The organism is Paenibacillus sp. AD87 (genome assembly GCF_001659845.1).
Taxonomy (GTDB): domain Bacteria; phylum Bacillota; class Bacilli; order Paenibacillales; family Paenibacillaceae; genus Paenibacillus; species Paenibacillus marchantiae.
In genome coordinates this window covers 1,546,916-1,563,611 of record NZ_LXQN01000007.1, presented here as the reverse complement: position 1 = coordinate 1,563,611, position 16,696 = coordinate 1,546,916, and the positions used below count along the sequence as shown (strand labels likewise).

Here is a 16,696-nt window from a genome sequence, read left to right as displayed (position 1 = left end):
TAAATGAATTATAACGCAATTATATGAAACTATCAACATATAGATACTGTAAAAATAGAGCAAACAATTAAAACGCACTCTCGCTTCAACGATATAATCATAAATTAATTAACCATATTTCTTATTGACTACATATAAAGCCTTAACACTAATATGCCAAGATTTTATCCTACGAATACTAGCTTCCTCTTTACATTCTTATTTCCGTTCCTGTTTTACTCCAACGTGATGTATCCATCCTTCCAAATGGTGGGCACGTGTTCTGTCTATATTTTCTCTTCCTGAATTTTTTCTTTATTATATACACTTTGAGGGAGGATCCACACTGACATCTCTTTATTAGAACAGGATTGACAAAAAAAGAGGTCATTGTTATAATCGCCCTCATATCTTAAGGAAGGATGATTCAGATGATTCGTCGTCTAAAAAAACTAAAGAATGTGGCTACCGCATCACGCTTCTAAGTTACTCAGAAATAAAACTTAGAAGCGAGGAAACTAAAATGAATATAAACCAATTTAATCACTGGTCTGAAATTAAGTATTTAAAGGATATTGTAACTAATCCATTAATCGAAGTTGGCGATTACTCCTATTACTCTGGTTATTACGATAACAATTCTTCTTTTGAAGATGGATGCGTGAGATATTTATGGGGAGATGAAAAATCGAGGAGCTTATTCAACCCCATTGAGGAATTTGGTTGGCAAATAGATCGATTAATTATTGGTAATTATGTATGTATCGCAGCCGGTGTCGTTATTCTTATGGGAGGAAATAACAATCATCATGCGGAGTGGATCACTGTTTATCCGTTCGCTGATCAAATTAGCCATTCCTTCTCACCCAAGGGAGATACCATTATAGAAAGCGATGCATGGATCGGCATGAATGCAATGATTATGCCTGGTGTCACCATTGGTGAAGGTGCGATTGTTGCAGCAGGATCAGTTGTAACAAAAGATGTCGCCCCTTACACGATAGTTGGTGGCAATCCTGCAAAAGAAGTTAGGAAGCGTTTCTCAGAAGAAGAAATCATGAAGTTAAAAGAAATGCGCTGGTTTGATTGGAAAAGAGAATCAATTGAAGCTGTCACTAACTTACTTTCTAGTTCTTCTATTGATGAGTTATATGAGCACTACTTATCAGAAATTAAGGACTGAGTTCCTATAGATATAAAGCTAGGTAGAATATTTTTCTACCTAGCTTTTTTATATCTCCCACCCACAAAAAGAAAAACCCCTCAGCGCTAGAGCGCCAAGGGATTCAGCTTTTAGTACAACGTGATATATTGATCGCGTTCCCATTGGTGGACTTGTGTACTATTTGGGGGACGTCCCCCAAACTTCAAATGAACCTTCAGTACAGCTCCGATGGATTACAAAACAACCCTATATAATAGAAGAAAAAACTGAGCCACTGGAGTAATCACCCTTGGGGCTCTATCAATTATCAGCTTGCCACAGTGATTTCTTCGATCTTGATCCAACTAAAATCCTCATCACCTCGTACAAGTTTGATTCTCCTGTTTGGCTTATCGATCGATGTCATAACGCCCCGCACGATTTCATCATCAAATGGATAAAATACCGTCAACGTAATAGATCGGCATTCTTGGTAAGATTGCAGGATCGCTTCTTCAGTTAACTCATCATTTTTAAATAGCTCTAAAATGTTTCCCCGTTAAGTTTGCTCTCCTTAATCATTTCTTCATAAGTTTAAAAGATCGGACCTTGAGTTTTGTTTTCACATACAAAAGCAAAGCCATCTTTATGAGATAGGAATGCATACTGTTTGTTCTCATAGACAAATTCTATTTCTCTATGTTCCCAAATAAATTGAAGTATTTCTTCATAAGTTTGTTTTTCACTCATATCATCACCACCTGGAATCTCTGACCATTGATCCATTTATGTCTATGCGAAAACGTATGTGATTCATATGTATTATAATGGTTATAGTTGATATATTCGTATTAATTACCATTTTTATTATAATATCTACATTGTTTCAATCCTGTTTTGTCATAAAGATCTTCTGAAAAACGTGGTTTTCCAGTTCTATCAAGATTATTTTTTATACGGAGGAGTTCTATCCGTATGTGTAATTGCTTTAGTACCATTTTTCTTAGCGTCCTGATAAGTCTTTTCTGCTGCAATTTTTGCTGCGGCTGCATCCTTTTCCGCAAGATTGTGTAAAACTCAAACGGCGTATAGCTTATGATGAACTTTTTACGCTTACTATTCTTCGTTTTCTGAGCCACATAATTGATATGTACCTGATCACGAAACGAAACCACTTTGAGTTGCAATAAGTCCGAAACTTGCAATCCAACCACCACCTCACATGATTCAGAATGACAAAAAAGTCGCTTTTCAACGACCAAAAAGGTAATTTGAATAAAACTAGCGAATTTTCCATTCTTTAATTACTAAATATTGATATATATTATAAATCATGGTATATTTCGAAGTGTGTTCTCAACTCTTATTTTCTAGTAGAAACTATTAAATTTTGGAGGAGATTAAAAATGAAATCGTTAAAGGTTATCTTAGGAGTTTCGCTTGCTTCGTTATCAGTATTTTCGTTCTCATCTGACTCTTTTGCAGAATCCGCATCAATTCCCCTCCCTTCTGAAGTTACCTCCTCATCAAATATTCAGGATGAGTTTAAACTCGCCTCCGGCGATGCTATTGAAATTTATGAAATAGATCTGAAACCAGAAAGTATGACAATTCAATCAACCACCTCAGCTACCTTCTCCCTTTCATCGTTTGGTAAAGGTTCAGAAGGGAATACAGGTACAAAAGGTGAATTCAAGTCAACGAACTCCATTAAATGGGATTCGAGTAATAAAAAAGTCACTCTAAAAGTTCGTCAATATGAGATTGTCAAGGGTGGTCCTATGCCAGTTTATGGTTCTGCTAAGATTCAATATGATCTGATAAGTCAAAATAACAACAGAGCAGATGCTTTAACACTAGAAGGTAATTATTATAGTGAGGACGGCACTCTTACCTGGTCAAATGTAAAGCCAGGAACATATAATTTGATAATAAAAAATGTTGGTTCGGGATTTGCTGATGCTTCAGGGTCATTTTCTGTTCAATAGATTCATTGTTGAGAACACACTCAGCCTGATTAATCTAATCAGGCTCTTTATATTTGGAACCCAATTAACAACGGCTACGTGCAACCTGAAGAAGCGGCCCCAGTAACAAGGTCGCACGTAAGAGAGCATGGACCATGTATAAGGGTCGCACTCTGACTAGAGTGTGTAGAGGATGCGGATCTGAAAGCACATATTTTAGGCATTCACCGACTTCGTCCTTATTTCGGCTACAAACGTATGCGAACCGCGTTAGGAAAGGAAGCCTCGTGGTGAATCACAAGAAGGTACGCCGCTTAATGAGAGAACTTCCCAGTTTGTTTTAGAAACGATTCATGTTGTAAAACGAAATATACTCCGTAATTTGGCTTCTTGCTTGCTCCAGATTCTGAGGTTTCTCCAAATACAACTTCTCCGTCTTTAAGTGGGAGAAGAACGACTCTATACAAGCATTGTCGTAGCAGTTACCATGCCGAGAATGGCTTCCGGTGAGCTTCTTCTCTTCAAGCAACTTGGCATAACTCAGTGTTGTATACTGAAACCCCTGGTCCGAATGGAGCAAGGAAGGTCCACATTTCAGTTTCTTCACCGTGTCCGTAACGAGTTTTAAGTCATTTCGCTCGGAGAATTGAAATTATTAACTCCACCGCATATTCCGCAATTGAACAAGCAGTTATTCAAGGAAAGCTGGAACGAAACCCGTGTAAGGCCTCTATCATCAAAGGGGAAAGAAAGAAAAAAACTGTGGATTTTATTGATTCTGAAGACATAGCTGATTTTCTTCAAGCAGCGAGAGGTTACGGGTATATTTACTGGATATTCTTTAAACTTCTTCTTGAGACAGGTATGAGAAAAGGTGAAGGTAAAGCTGCAGCTTTAAAATGGAGGATCAAATTGACGAGACACTTGACTTCCAAGCAGAAGATGACAACGAGCTATTTGGAGATACCAAAACCTTCAGATCTACACGCACAATTACTGTAAGTACAGGTTTAATAAATGATTTGAAATATCACGCCACATGGCAAAATCAAAATAAAATTAACCTGGGAGAATCCATGTACAGGCATGATCTAAATTTAGTTTTGTGTCGTAACGATGGTAGCCATATGCCAAAGTCTACTCTCTTCAATTCTCTCCAGGGATTTTAAAGCGTGCAGAGTTAAGTGAAGATCTACGAATTCATTCTCTCAGGCACACTTGTGCTGTCCTCATGCTTGAAGCTGGTGCAGACATTAAATTTGTCCAAGAACAACTCGGTCATGGAAGTGTACAAATCACTTCCGATATATATGCTCACATCTCGAAAAAGCTAGAGCAACTGATTATCGATAGATATGAACAATATATCTCCAGCATTCTTGGTTCGAAAAATCAAAATGGGGGACGTTTGGGGGACACTCCTCAATAGAAGTATAATCCCCATTCAAACGTCCCCCATTTAAACCCTCAAAAAAACCTGTAGGTATAAGGTTTATTCAATTAGTACAACGTGATATATTGATCGCGTTCCCATTGGTGGACTTGTGTACGATACATGTCCCACTCAATTTCTTTCAGCTCATAGAAGTGAGCCAGGGCGTGGTCGCCGAGAGCATCACAGATGACTTCGCTGCGGATCAATTCGTTCAATGCTTCTTTCAGGTCAGCTGGCAAGCTTGGAATGCCTTCTTCCACGCGCTCTTCTTCTGACATGATGTAGATGTTACGGTCAATCGGAGCTGGTAAGGAAAGCTCACGTTTGATTCCATCCAAACCTGCTTTCAGCAAAACAGCCAAGGCAAGGTAAGGGTTCGCAGCCGGATCCGGGTTACGTACTTCAACACGTGTGCTCAGACCACGGGAAGCTGGAATACGGATCATTGGACTACGGTTACTAGCAGACCAAGCTACATAACAAGGTGCTTCGTAACCAGGAACCAGACGTTTGTAAGAGTTCACAGTTGGGTTCGTAATTGCTGCAAACGCACGCGCATGCTTCAAAGTTCCAGCCATGAAGTGACGTGCAGTTTTGCTCAGACCCAGTTCGTCCGACTCGTCTACGAATGCGTTCACTTTGCCTTGGAACAAGGATTGGTTACAGTGCATACCGGAACCGTTCATACCAAACAGCGGTTTTGGCATAAAGGTAGCATGTAGACCATGCTGACGTGCAATCGTTTTAACAACGAGTTTGAACGTTTGGATCTGGTCTGCTGCTTTTAGAGCATCAGCATATTTAAAGTCGATCTCATGCTGACCTGGAGCTACCTCATGGTGGGAAGCTTCGATCTCAAAGCCCATTTCTTCAAGTGTGATAACGATGTCACGACGACAGTTTTCACCAAGATCCGTAGGCGCTAGGTCGAAATATCCACCTTGGTCATTCAGTTCGTTAGTCGGGTTTCCTTTTTCGTCTGTTTTGAACAAGAAGAACTCTGGTTCAGGACCGACGTTGAAGGAAGTGAATCCCATTTCTTCGGCTTCTTTCAGGTTTCGTTTCAAGATGCCACGCGGATCTCCTGGAAACGGATTACCATCCGGAAGATAAACGTCGCAAATCAGTCGAGCAACACGGTTCTCGGCTACCCAAGGGAAAATCAGCCAAGAATCGAGATCCGGATAGAGGTACATGTCGGACTCTTCAATACGTACATAACCTTCAATGGAAGATCCATCAAACATCATTTTATTGTCCAGAGCCTTAGTAAGCTGGCTCACAGGGATCTCAACGTTTTTGATTGCTCCAAGCAAATCGGTAAATTGCAAACGAACGAATCGTACATTTTCTTCTTTTGAGATGCGTAGTATGTCTTCTTTAGTAAAACTCACGATACCCTCTCCCTTTCTTCTCTGCGTATTTGGCTTGCCTGTTATATTTGTACATTAGAATATTGCATGGGTCAAGGAGTCCTCCTACCCAAAAGCAGGATTTCCCCTGACTTACGAGGTTATACGAACTTATTTTTTATTAAAGAACCGGGAAAGCTCTCCCTGGATGAGAGATACTTGTCCAGGTCTCTTACCTGACACCAGTTGTTGTTTAAGCAGACGGTGTAGTTGGGAGTCCGATAGTTCTCTACGTTTCACTTCCGTATCGGCTGTAATAACAGTCGCTTCTTCTGACTCTTTGGATACAGGATTCATCACTTGTTTAATGCCTGCGATGTTAACTCCTTTTTCAATCAGAGCCTTGATTTCCAGCAATCGTTCTACGTCATTGAAAGAGAACAAACGCTGATTACCTGACGTTCTCGCAGGAACAATCAAACTGTGCTGCTCATAATAACGAATCTGACGCGCGGACAGATCCGTAAGTTTCATTACAATACCTATCGGGAATAAGGCCATATTTCTGCGAATTTCGTCACCCATCATTCATCAACCTTCCAGTCATCTATTCTTCACTCTATTGTACATTTAGTTATTACTAAGTGTCAATGATGTGTTAGATAAACTCACAATAATTTGCGTTCTTTCATGGTCTGTAATGACATCAAAACGCCATATTTAACATGAGAGTACGTTAAACCGCCCTGCATATAGCCAATAAAAGGCTCACGGATAGGCGCATCTGCCGACAATTCAAGGCTCCCACCCTGTATAAACGTACCTGCCGCCATGATGACAGGGTGCTCGTAACCCGGCATGTCCCAAGGTTCAGGAACTACATGGCTATCTACTGCAGCAGCCCGCTGTATCCCTTGTACAAAGGCAATTAAATGCTCGGCCGAACTGAATTGAACAGCCTGAATCAGATCTGTACGCATCTCGTTCCATGCAGGTTTGGTTACAAATCCGGATGCAGCAAACATCGCCGCAGCGAATGTGCTCCCTTTAATGGCCTGTCCTACAATTGTCGGAGCCATGTAAAGTCCTTGGTAGATGCCACGAGTTGTTCCCAACATCGCGCCAACCTCACCGCCAATTCCAGGAGCAGTCAAACGATAGGCAGCCAATTGCACGTACTTTTCCTTCCCGCATATGTATCCACCGGTTTCCGCTAGACCTCCACCGGGATTTTTAATCAGTGAACCTGCCATCAGGTCTACCCCGATTTCAGTTGGTTCACGTTCCTCCGTGAATTCACCATAACAGTTATCCACAAATATGATGACATCTTCCTTGATCGCCTTTACACGTGTAACCATATCAGCGATTTCTTCAATACAGAAGGAAGATCTCCAATCATATCCTCTGGAGCGTTGAATACCAATGACTTTTGTCGCTGCATTGATACTTTTCTCTACCGCCGCCCAATCTACTCCGCCATCTTCTAACAGAGCCGTCTCTTGATAGCCAATTCCGAAATCCCGTAATGATCCTGTTCCATCACCAGGCTTGCCAATGACTTTATGTAATGTGTCATAGGGCTTACCCGTAATGTACAACAACTCGTCACCTGGACGAAGTACACCGAACAAAGCTGTAGCAATAGTATGTGTACCTGATGCAAAATGGGGACGCACCAATGCCGCCTCTGCACCAAACACATCGGCATACACTTCATCAAGCACCTCACGCCCGCGATCGTTATAAGCGTACCCCGTTGAACCCGCAAAGTGAAAATCACTGACTTTTCTACGCTGAAAAGCATTGATTACTTTCCATTGGTTATGATCGGTGATCCGGTCAATCTGTTGCAATTGCCCCTCAATCTGACGTTCAACCTGTCGTTGAAGTTCAATAATCTCTGAATCAAAGCTTGCCATCTTGCTTCATTCCCCTTCATAGCACGAATCTGACGTCAAACATCAATTATCGTGTCAACTTATCATACAAATATGTCATCGATGTTACAGTTGTATGAAATCTTCAAGTAAATAACCGAATTTCTCATATTCGCCTTTTTGCAGTTCCACTTCATAAATTACATCATTATCTTCAAATGTGGTCTCAACAACATCGCCTATTTTGTAAAGTACAGATGTAAGATCCCCACGCTCAGCCGGAATACGGAACCGTTTGGTAGCGCCAGTCAATTCAGCCTGGATAAGCTCACGAATTTTCAGCAAGTCATCTGCATCTAGAGCGCTCACTTTGATATGTTCTTTATCCAAAGGAAGCATCTCAAGCTGCTCCGGTGTACAAGCATCCTTTTTGTTATACAATACCAATTGAGGCTTGTCCCCTGAACCCAGTTGCTGCAAAATCGTGTGTACAGTTCTCATCTGGTCTTCACGCATTGCAGATGATGCATCGACCACATGTAATATAAGGTCCGCTTCATTCACTTCCTCCAGCGTTGCACGGAAAGCCGCAATCAGATCATGAGGAAGGTTTTGTATAAACCCAACCGTATCTGTGAGTACGATTTCTTTACCACTTGGCAGTTCCATCGTCCGAGAGGTTGGATCCAGTGTGGCAAACAGCTGGTCTTGAATATACACATCTGCCGCCGTTAATTGTTTAAGCAAGGTGGACTTACCCGCATTCGTATAACCTACAAGGGCTACCTGAACGATCCCCGTCTTTTTGCGACGTTCCCGGTGCAGCTTGCGATGACGTGTTACTTCTTCCAAATGACGCTTCAAGTCATCTATGCGGCCACGAATATGTCGACGATCCGTCTCCAGTTTACTTTCACCTGGACCCCGCGTTCCAATTCCGCCACCAAGTCTGGACAAATTCTTTCCGTGACCCGACAAACGTGGTAACAAATAGCTCAACTGAGCCAACTCAACCTGGATAATACCTTCTCTTGTGTTGGCGCGCTGCGCAAAGATATCCAAAATCAGCTGGGTGCGGTCAATAATTTTGAGATCCAACGCTTCTTCCAGGTTACGAACTTGAGCACCGGACAGCTCCTGGTCAAAAATAGCTGTTGTTGCTCCCATTTCCTCAGCCACTGCACGAAGTTCTTCCACTTTCCCCTTACCTATGAACCATTTGGTGTCCCGGGTTTTCAGGTTCTGTGACAATACACTCAGCACTTCTACGCCTGCCGTCTCGGCGAGTTTTACCAACTCCTCAAGGGAGTACTCCGGGTTAATACCCGAACGTTTGACCTCATCGGTAACCAGACTCACCAACACGGCGCGATCCTTCTTCACCATATCTGTATCATGTGTTCCATTTGTCATCGTGTATATTCACTCCTTCTACTACGTTTCCGCATATATTCTGTGCCACCTTAGATGGCATGCTTTAAGCCGAACCGGTTAACCCGGCCGGCTGCGTTAAAAATTATATTATCGCTTACTTTTGCTCAAACTTCAAATCCTCTGTGCGGATAGTCATCAGCTCCAGTTTTCCCGGATTTCCCTGGGTATACTGTTCCAATAGTCGAACTGCCTGATGGCGAATCGATCGTTCAATGGCATTTCGGACATATCGGGCATTGCTGAACGCATGAAGAGATTCATTTTTTTCCTGAAGCAGATGCTGCTTTAGTTTGAGTATGGTCTGTGGCATGAGAATATAGTCACGTTCCTTAGCCATAATCTCGGAGATTTGAATCAATTGATCAATGCTATAGTCCGGAAATTCAACCTGGATCGGAAAACGGGAAGGTAATCCGGGATTCGTCTGCAGAAAAAAATCAATCTCTTCCGAGTATCCCGCCAAGATGAGGATAAATTGATTCTTATTATCTTCCATTGACTTCACAAGTGTGTCGATAGCTTCCTTCCCAAAATCCTTCTCGCCCCCGCGAGCCAGACTGTACGCCTCATCAATAAATAAGATTCCACCCAATGCCTTTTTGACCAAATCCCTCGTTTTTTGTGCCGTATGCCCGATGTATTCCCCGACCAAGTCTGCACGTTCCACTTCAATCAAATGACCCTTACTCAATACACCCATCTTCTGAAACAGCTTCGCAACGATTCGTGCTACCGTTGTTTTTCCGGTTCCCGGATTGCCTTTGAAAATCATATGATACACGTGCGCCCCACTTATCAGTCCAGCTTCGGTACGCATTTGGGCAATCTGTAAGAAAGCATAGATTTCAAATACTAAATCCTTGATATTTTCGAGTCCAACCAGCTGCTCCAATTCACCTTGAATCTCCTGAAAATGCGCATGTTTGGCTAAACCTTTTGCCGCTTGTATTGCCGTCTCTTCTTCTTTGACCAGCATCTGAGGTTCCTGGTTACGCAAAACAACATTAATTTGTCTGGATGGTCTGCCTCCCGGTTGCCCTCCTGCAGCCATGACCCGTCCGTTCATTCGCCATCACCTCTATTTTATCGGGCTGAACTCTCCTGATTATTAATGTATTCTATCAGGTGCTCTAATATTAGAAGGATGGCGAAGAATTCTGCGACTTTTCCATGACTTAAATCTGAATATTTTTTCTGAACTCCCCATTCTCAAACAAGGTTTGTCTATGCTTCAAGGACAGTTGGAAATACGGAAACACATGAGCATCAATGGCATGCAACAAATCCTTTGCTGTCCGGTTCGCCAGATCATAATCCCCCGTCGTAATGTGCTTACGTGAAAGAGCATCTTCAAGTTCATCTTCGTCCAGCAAAAATATTTCTCCATCCTTCAGGACAACGACATCCAGATACAGATCATCAAACCACGGAACACCTTGATCGGTTATGCCCTGGCTGCGGCATGTATCAATGTACCATTCAACAATTCGCTCCTGATCGTCAAACATGGCCGTAACAACAAAGTGCTCGCCTTTCGGATAATACTGCAACCAGGAATAACCTTTATCCGCAATGCAGAAGGTGCTTCCTCCATAGGTTTTCCACAAAGGCTCTTTCAAATCTTGTATTGTATACAACGTAATGTAACCAGTAAAAATTTTGGATTGAACGAACCGGCATGTAAATTGTCGGTTCGTAATCCGGCGCCAGTTCGCGCGGTCCCCGAATTTCCGTTTCATACGAACCCCTCTTTGCCGACCACAGGTCCGTGACCTGCTGATATTGGTGAACAGCGAATAACGTCCGCATTACCGATTCCACAAGTGCCTGAATCCGCTTTGCACAACGTATTACGAATAGTTACAGCTTACCATATTTAAGTTATACACTCAAAATCAAGCTTTGCCCCATCTATTAGAGAGTTAAGGTTCCACTCCAAACGTTACTAACGCCAAAAAACCTGCTTCCCCAATATGAGGGGGAGCAGGTTTTAGGTTGTAATTATTTAATGCGGCTTATTCTTGTTAACCGCCAGTTCCAGCTTGAGAATCTGTCGGTGCATTCGTTTCTCCATTGTTACCGTTGTTTCCACTATCTGGTGGCGTGACTACTTCGCCCGGTGTCGTTACAGACCCATCATTGGAACCCTCACCCGTACCTCCAGGTTCTGTTGTTCCCTGTCCAGGCGGTGTGTTTCCTTCTCCGGTCTGTCCGTTCCCTTGACCTGTCCCGCCGTTGTTTCCGTTGTTTCCATTATTGCCGTTACCATTGTTACCATTTTCATTTCCGTTGCCATTGTTACCCTCAGAACTTCCATTCCCCGGCGAACCGTTGTCTGGATTTTCTGTTCCAGGCTGTTCTGTGCCCGGTTCCGTCCCTGGCTCCGTGCCCGTATCTGGCTGTTCCGGTTCCAATTCCTCCGCTTCAATCATCAGCGATATGATGTTGGACGGATCAGTCTCCAGTCCCGTAGCTGAATCAACAGCTGTCACATAGTATTCGTAGGTGAGACCCGGGAGTGCACCTAGATCCTGCGCACTGGTCGAACCAACCGCATCTAATAGATGGGTGAACTGTCCCTCAGATGTCTCTTTTCTGTAAATCCGATACTGTGTCGAGGAATCCCCCGTTGCAGTCCAATTCAACGATACAGTTTGCGTAGATGGATCATATGCACCATTCAAACCACTCACTGAAAGCGTTGGTTGCTCTGGTTCTTTTTCCGGCGGAGGTGTCTGGGCTCCTGCTGGAGCTTTGAAGTCCTTCACAGGAACTCCTTTTAACGCATCCCCCATAACTTTGGCAAAGAACGCCGCTGATAGCTTACTGCTATTCTTAAGCATATGGGTTGCATCAGGATTGTCGTAACCCATCCATACTGCTGCAGTCCATTCTGGAGTGTATCCGACGAACCAAACATCACGGTTGGCACTGTTGCCAGAGATACCACTTTGAACGGTTCCCGTCTTACCAGCAACTGGTCGATCCAGACGTGCTGAACGACCTGTACCGTCATTCACGACATTTTGCAGCATCTTAGTCAGGGAATAAGCATTTTGCTCACTCATGACACGTGTTGTTTCCGATTTATCGTGTTTATAGGTCGTTTTCCCCGCGCTATCCTTAATTTCCTTAATGGAATACGCCTGCTGGTACTCACCCAGATTGGCGAATGCACTATAGGCTTGCGCCATTTCCAGCGTATTCGTACCTTTGCTAAGACCACCCAGCGCAATCGCCAGGTTTTTGTCTTCATCCGTAAGTTGGATACCTACGCTTTTTGCAAACTGAACACCTGTATTCACACCAATTTTGTTTAGGAGCCATACTGCCGGGATATTCTCCGATTTTGTAATGGCATCCGTCATACTAATGGTTGAAGAATAACCATGCAAGTTACCCGGGCAGTAATTTCCGAAGCATTGCTTTTCATTACTGAGAGCTGAGTTTGCATTGTAATTACCTGATTCAAGAGCCGGTGCATAAGTCACAATCGGTTTAAATGCCGATCCAGGCTGTCTGCGGCTCTGTGTTACCCGGCTGTAGCCTTTTGTTTGATAATCCCGTCCGCCCATCAAGGCGACGAGACTGCCATTTTCATGGTTCATAATTACCATGGAGCCTTGAACTGGCTGATCGTCTTTACTTGACTCAAACAAACTGTCATCCGAGAAAGCACTTTCCATGGCTGTTTGAGCCTGAGCATCCATCGTCGTGTAAATTTTGTACCCGCCGATATTCAGATCATCCTCCGTTTTACCAGTCACTTTTTCCGCTTCACGAAGAACATAGTCGATAAAGGCTTGATACTTTTGATCTTTCTCAGGCGGTGTATAGTCATAATCTACTTCTTTGGCTTCATCCATTTCCGCCTTGGTGATGTAACCTTGCTCATACATCAGCTGCAATACCACAGCACGACGTGCCTTGGAATCGTTGGGATTGCTCAGCGGGTTATAGGCAGAAGGCCCTTTAGGCATCGCTGCCAATGTGGCAATTTGCCAAATTTTTAATTCGTTAAGGTCAGAAACCCCAAAATAAAATTCAGACGCAGCCTTAATACCATAACGCTGATGACCGAAGAAAATCCGGTTCAGATACATCGTCAGAATTTCGTCTTTTGAGTACTTGCGCTCCAATGCCATTGCAATGGAAACCTCTGTCGCTTTACGGAAGAAGGTCTTGTCACGGGACAAGAACATATTTTTCGCAAGCTGCTGAGTCAGCGTACTTCCACCCTCCACCATGGAGCGGGCCATGACGTCTTTAACCGCCGCCCGTCCGATGGACCAGATATCCACGCCCTGATGCTCGTAGAAGCGTTTGTCCTCCGTAGCAACAAAAGCTTCCTTCACTAAATCCGGAATATCTTCTTCATTGACCGGCTCCAGCTTTTGTATGGACAACTCGCCCATTAACTGTCCGTTACGATCATATACTTTTGAAGTTTCATTGATTGTTGTTTTGTCCTTGTTGGCTTTGAGCAGATTTTCCCCACTCACCATAATAAATAAATATCCACCCAGTGCACAAAATATGGCGATTGCCATGGTGAAAAACAGTGTCCATCCAACGCGTTTACCCGTAATTTTTTTCTTTTTAGAGGTCTTTGGCTTCGCTTTTTTGGTTGACTTGTTATTGCTGTTGCGATTGTTAGACCTCGACAACGGATCGTTTGGCATGTTACCTCCTGACTCCCTTTCAGTTGCATAATTTCTATTCGACTACTGGCTCAAGCTCCTATTGAGCTTATTTTGCCCGGAATGAAAAGAACAACCCTTATTCAGGTTGCTCTGTTTCGATTCCTATACATGTAGACGAAATGGTTGATAAAAAGGTTTCGTAATTTTTTAAGCTTCGCCGCTATTATCTTGCTGCATCAGCGATACGCTGCGTTGCGGCGTGAACGTGGAGATGGCGTGCTTGTAGACCATTTGCTGGCGTCCGTCGCTGTCAATGACGATCGTAAAATTGTCAAATGCCTTGATCGTTCCGCGGATTTGAAAGCCATTGGTCAGATAGACCGTAGCTGGAATGTTTTCTTTCCGCAGTTGGTTCAAGAACGTATCTTGGATGTTGATGGACTTGTTCATTAGCCGTACCCCCATTGGTTCATTTGAATTCGTGTTATAAGTAATATTCAATATCGCTGAGTAGCTTTCGTGCTATTATATCATGAACGGATTCATATAATCCACAAAAACCCCTTGCCTGCTATTTTGCACCTATGCCTGAGCTTCGCTTGCAACTAGAAGACTTATCCATTATACACCGCTTGTCAGAATTGCAAAAGAGGGACAAATTCTACCTTTTTCCACGTTTCCCTTCTACTTTTCTGGATCTGTATATGTTTTCCCTTCTTCTCTGGCTAACGTCATATTTTTCCGATTTTTTCTATCATGGATTAAGAGTTTGAGGTATGTATTGGTATTGATGAGAACAATAATTAACCAAATTAAGGCGACAAGACCTCCAATGGCGAAACCAATTCCAAATAATCCTGAGAAAAAGAGATATAAACTCGCTACTCCGCTCGGTTCTGCACTCATAAAATCTCCCCCTTCACCTTACAAACAAAATCAAATGGCCTGTCATGTGAATTCATTTTAATATTTATGTTATTTTTTTACAATGAATTTCTTTGCTTAAATCTGCATAGGACTCCGAATATTCCCTCTTTTAATAACATCATTTCATATAAAAAAAGTAAAAACCTCTACCTTTTATTTCTAAAAGATAGAGGTTCTAAAGTCCTAATCGTTGGCAAATTCCAACTTCTATATTCAGTCAAACTTACGTTTGATCATCTCACATACATGGGCATAATTCCCTGCAAAATCTTCGGTATCCGTCATATCCACCCATTCAATGTCTTTCATATGCCGGAACCAGGACAATTGCCGCTTGGCAAAACGACGTGTATCCCTTTTCAGCCACTCTACCGCAGCCTCCCAGCTTACTTCACCCTGAAGATAAGCCGCAATTTCCTTATAACCGAGCCCCTGCATGGAGATATGTCCTCTCGCTACGCCGCGCTCCAGTAAAGACTTGACCTCATCTACCAAACCCTGCTCGATCATAAGATCAATTCGCTCTTCCACTCGGGCATACAGTTTCTGACGATCCATTGTCAAACCCACAATAAGCAGGTCATATGGAGACTCTTTCTTCTGGGAAGCCAGCTGCTCGGACAACTTCTCACCTGTAAGGTGATAGATCTCCAGTGCACGAACAATTCGGCGCTGGTCATTCGGATGCAGTCGTTCTGCGCTAACCGGATCAATGCCCCTCAGCTTATCATGTAACGCCTGCGGGCCATGTTGCTCTGCATAACGGAACTGTTCATCCCGGAACGCTTCATCTGAGCCGCTGTCCGAGAATTGAAAGCCATAACATACCGATTCCACATACAGACCAGTACCACCAACAATAAAAGGCAACTTGCCGCGCTCATGGATTTCCCCAATCAGACGTGTGCAGCTCTCCTGAAATTCCGCCACAGAATAGGGGTATTCCGGTTCATGGATGTCTATGAGGTGATGGGGCACACCCTTCATTTCATCGCGAGTAATTTTGGCCGTCCCGATATCCATTTCGCGATATACCTGCATGGAATCCCCCGAAATAATCTCACAATTGAACGCCTGTGCAAGCTCAATACTCATTCTTGTTTTGCCTACAGCTGTTGGTCCAACCAGCACAAGCAGCTTCGGTTTAACTTCCGCTTTCAACATTAATCACTCCGTACAGTGTTTTTGCATTGCCCCGGTCATGTACTTCAAAACCGAGTCTTGTAAACTCCGCGCTGCCGCGCTTCTCTTTCATAACTACCCGCTTGCGGGAAACTCTTTTCGCTTCAATAATACTCTGTTCATCCAAAGCGCTTGGATTCGCATAATCTCGCAAAGGCTGAATGGCACTTGAATCGAGCATTGGCTCACGGAACATCGGATCGAAATAAACCGTGTCACAGCTTCGGTCTGGCAAGGAACGCAGCAAATCGAGATGATTCGCATGCCGCAGCTCAATGCGCCGGAAAGCTTCGTTTACCGCAGGCTTAATGCTCTCATACTGAGACATGCCTTCTACTAATAACGTGTACAGTGGCAGGGAGCTTTCACAGGCGATGACCTTACCAGTTTTGCCTACAGCAACCGAGAATACCAGTGCATCGGTGCCCAATCCTGCTGTACAATCGATAACGGTATCCCCTTCAAGGATCGCCCCCGCGTCCAGCATCGGATCAGCTTCTCCATTTAACACACGTTTGGCCCGAACAAATCCCATACTTGGGTGAAACTCAAGCAAGGGTGAATCCGGACGAAACAAACGAACTTTACCCTGAAGCACAACTATAATCTCATCAATCCCATAATGTGCAATCATTGCAGGTAAAGACATTCTCTTGCGTGATACATAGGTTCCTCCCGTTGTTTCCGCAAGGTTTCGTGCACGTTCCACAAGGTGGCCTGCTTCCTTTTCACCGGTTGTAATATACATAATTT

At 43.4% G+C, this 16,696-nt stretch carries 16 protein-coding genes and 2 pseudogenes; 4 read left to right on the top strand and 14 right to left on the bottom strand.

What is annotated here, in order from left to right:
• Positions 1-502 precede the first annotated feature (502 nt).
• Complete coding sequence (locus tag gpAD87_RS07145; RefSeq protein WP_064637113.1) at positions 503-1,162, top strand: CatB-related O-acetyltransferase; 660 nt, start codon at positions 503-505, stop codon at positions 1,160-1,162.
• A 289-nt stretch (positions 1,163-1,451) separates the two neighbouring features.
• Here the strand turns inward: gpAD87_RS07145 and gpAD87_RS32780 are convergent, their stop codons facing one another.
• Together gpAD87_RS32780 and gpAD87_RS31765 are read right to left on the bottom strand one after the other, a co-directional pair.
• Positions 1,452-1,631: a YolD-like family protein gene (locus gpAD87_RS32780; RefSeq protein ID WP_442950732.1), complete on the bottom strand. Its 180-nt coding sequence runs from the start codon at positions 1,629-1,631 to the stop codon at positions 1,452-1,454.
• Positions 1,632-1,717: 86 nt separating this feature from the next.
• A complete protein-coding gene (locus gpAD87_RS31765) occupies positions 1,718-1,909 on the bottom strand; it encodes a hypothetical protein (RefSeq protein WP_197521378.1) in 192 nt (63 codons plus the stop codon).
• 620 nt (positions 1,910-2,529) lie between these two features.
• On the opposite strand from gpAD87_RS31765, the gene gpAD87_RS07135 reads away from it, so the two are divergent.
• Together gpAD87_RS07135 and gpAD87_RS32490 are read left to right on the top strand one after the other, a co-directional pair.
• Positions 2,530-3,111, top strand: a complete 582-nt coding sequence (locus gpAD87_RS07135) for a hypothetical protein (protein ID WP_064637109.1) — start codon at positions 2,530-2,532, stop codon at positions 3,109-3,111.
• Between the two features lie 183 nt (positions 3,112-3,294).
• Positions 3,295-3,419: pseudogene (locus gpAD87_RS32490) on the top strand (IS3 family transposase); the annotation flags it as partial.
• 11 nt (positions 3,420-3,430) lie between these two features.
• Here gpAD87_RS32490 and gpAD87_RS31385 read toward each other — a convergent pair.
• Positions 3,431-3,742 (bottom strand): annotated as a pseudogene (locus tag gpAD87_RS31385) (transposase); the annotation flags it as partial.
• Between the two features lie 510 nt (positions 3,743-4,252).
• Between gpAD87_RS31385 and gpAD87_RS32485 the strand changes: the two are divergent.
• Positions 4,253-4,519, top strand: a complete 267-nt coding sequence (locus tag gpAD87_RS32485; protein WP_331710909.1) for a tyrosine-type recombinase/integrase — start codon at positions 4,253-4,255, stop codon at positions 4,517-4,519.
• Between the two features lie 71 nt (positions 4,520-4,590).
• Here gpAD87_RS32485 and glnA read toward each other — a convergent pair whose 3' ends face one another.
• The 11 genes from glnA to gpAD87_RS07075 form a co-directional block, all read right to left on the bottom strand.
• On the bottom strand, positions 4,591-5,919 hold the full coding sequence (gene glnA / locus gpAD87_RS07125) for a type I glutamate--ammonia ligase (RefSeq protein WP_024630465.1): 1,329 nt from the start codon (positions 5,917-5,919) through the stop codon (positions 4,591-4,593).
• A 129-nt stretch (positions 5,920-6,048) separates the two neighbouring features.
• Positions 6,049-6,462: a MerR family transcriptional regulator gene (locus gpAD87_RS07120; protein ID WP_063563200.1), complete on the bottom strand. Its 414-nt coding sequence runs from the start codon at positions 6,460-6,462 to the stop codon at positions 6,049-6,051.
• 83 nt (positions 6,463-6,545) lie between these two features.
• A complete protein-coding gene (locus gpAD87_RS07115; RefSeq protein ID WP_064637107.1) occupies positions 6,546-7,799 on the bottom strand; it encodes a methionine gamma-lyase family protein in 1,254 nt (417 codons plus the stop codon).
• A gap of 84 nt (positions 7,800-7,883) precedes the next feature.
• Entirely contained in the window at positions 7,884-9,170 is a 1,287-nt protein-coding gene (gene hflX, locus gpAD87_RS07110) for a GTPase HflX (RefSeq protein ID WP_024630468.1), read from the bottom strand.
• A 115-nt stretch (positions 9,171-9,285) separates the two neighbouring features.
• Positions 9,286-10,257: an AAA family ATPase gene (locus gpAD87_RS07105; RefSeq protein ID WP_024630469.1), complete on the bottom strand. Its 972-nt coding sequence runs from the start codon at positions 10,255-10,257 to the stop codon at positions 9,286-9,288.
• Positions 10,258-10,366: 109 nt separating this feature from the next.
• On the bottom strand, positions 10,367-10,930 hold the full coding sequence (locus gpAD87_RS07100; RefSeq protein WP_024630470.1) for a DUF402 domain-containing protein: 564 nt from the start codon (positions 10,928-10,930) through the stop codon (positions 10,367-10,369).
• Between the two features lie 285 nt (positions 10,931-11,215).
• Complete coding sequence (locus gpAD87_RS07095) at positions 11,216-13,873, bottom strand: transglycosylase domain-containing protein (protein WP_064637105.1); 2,658 nt, start codon at positions 13,871-13,873, stop codon at positions 11,216-11,218.
• 168 nt (positions 13,874-14,041) lie between these two features.
• The gene (hfq, locus tag gpAD87_RS07090) at positions 14,042-14,284 is read right to left on the bottom strand and encodes an RNA chaperone Hfq (protein ID WP_017687918.1); all 243 of its coding nucleotides are present in this window, start codon (positions 14,282-14,284) and stop codon (positions 14,042-14,044) included.
• Positions 14,285-14,518: 234 nt separating this feature from the next.
• Positions 14,519-14,740: a hypothetical protein gene (locus gpAD87_RS07085; protein ID WP_064637103.1), complete on the bottom strand. Its 222-nt coding sequence runs from the start codon at positions 14,738-14,740 to the stop codon at positions 14,519-14,521.
• Between the two features lie 234 nt (positions 14,741-14,974).
• Positions 14,975-15,922 (bottom strand): tRNA (adenosine(37)-N6)-dimethylallyltransferase MiaA, encoded by a 948-nt coding sequence (miaA, locus tag gpAD87_RS07080; protein WP_442950731.1) that lies wholly within the window; start codon positions 15,920-15,922, stop codon positions 14,975-14,977.
• Entirely contained in the window at positions 15,906-16,691 is a 786-nt protein-coding gene (locus tag gpAD87_RS07075) for a class I SAM-dependent methyltransferase (RefSeq protein WP_064637101.1), read from the bottom strand. Before gpAD87_RS07075 ends, miaA begins: the two co-directional genes overlap by 17 nt.
• Positions 16,692-16,696 lie beyond the last annotated feature (5 nt).

What these genes read in the sequence shown, in the direction of transcription:
- gpAD87_RS07145 (WP_064637113.1), top strand. Translation starts at nt 503, where the DNA reads ATGAATATAAACCAATTTAATCACTGGTCTGAAATTAAGTATTTAAAG.
- gpAD87_RS31765 (WP_197521378.1), bottom strand. Translation starts at nt 1,909, where the DNA reads ATGGATCAATGGTCAGAGATTCCAGGTGGTGATGATATGAGTGAAAAA.
- gpAD87_RS07135 (WP_064637109.1), top strand. Translation starts at nt 2,530, where the DNA reads ATGAAATCGTTAAAGGTTATCTTAGGAGTTTCGCTTGCTTCGTTATCA.
- gpAD87_RS07120 (WP_063563200.1), bottom strand. Translation starts at nt 6,462, where the DNA reads ATGGGTGACGAAATTCGCAGAAATATGGCCTTATTCCCGATAGGTATT.
- gpAD87_RS07115 (WP_064637107.1), bottom strand. Translation starts at nt 7,799, where the DNA reads ATGGCAAGCTTTGATTCAGAGATTATTGAACTTCAACGACAGGTTGAA.
- hflX (WP_024630468.1), bottom strand. Translation starts at nt 9,170, where the DNA reads ATGACAAATGGAACACATGATACAGATATGGTGAAGAAGGATCGCGCC.
- gpAD87_RS07105 (WP_024630469.1), bottom strand. Translation starts at nt 10,257, where the DNA reads ATGAACGGACGGGTCATGGCTGCAGGAGGGCAACCGGGAGGCAGACCA.
- gpAD87_RS07100 (WP_024630470.1), bottom strand. Translation starts at nt 10,930, where the DNA reads ATGAAACGGAAATTCGGGGACCGCGCGAACTGGCGCCGGATTACGAAC.
- gpAD87_RS07095 (WP_064637105.1), bottom strand. Translation starts at nt 13,873, where the DNA reads ATGCCAAACGATCCGTTGTCGAGGTCTAACAATCGCAACAGCAATAAC.
- hfq (WP_017687918.1), bottom strand. Translation starts at nt 14,284, where the DNA reads ATGAACAAGTCCATCAACATCCAAGATACGTTCTTGAACCAACTGCGG.
- gpAD87_RS07085 (WP_064637103.1), bottom strand. Translation starts at nt 14,740, where the DNA reads ATGAGTGCAGAACCGAGCGGAGTAGCGAGTTTATATCTCTTTTTCTCA.
- gpAD87_RS07075 (WP_064637101.1), bottom strand. Translation starts at nt 16,691, where the DNA reads ATGTATATTACAACCGGTGAAAAGGAAGCAGGCCACCTTGTGGAACGT.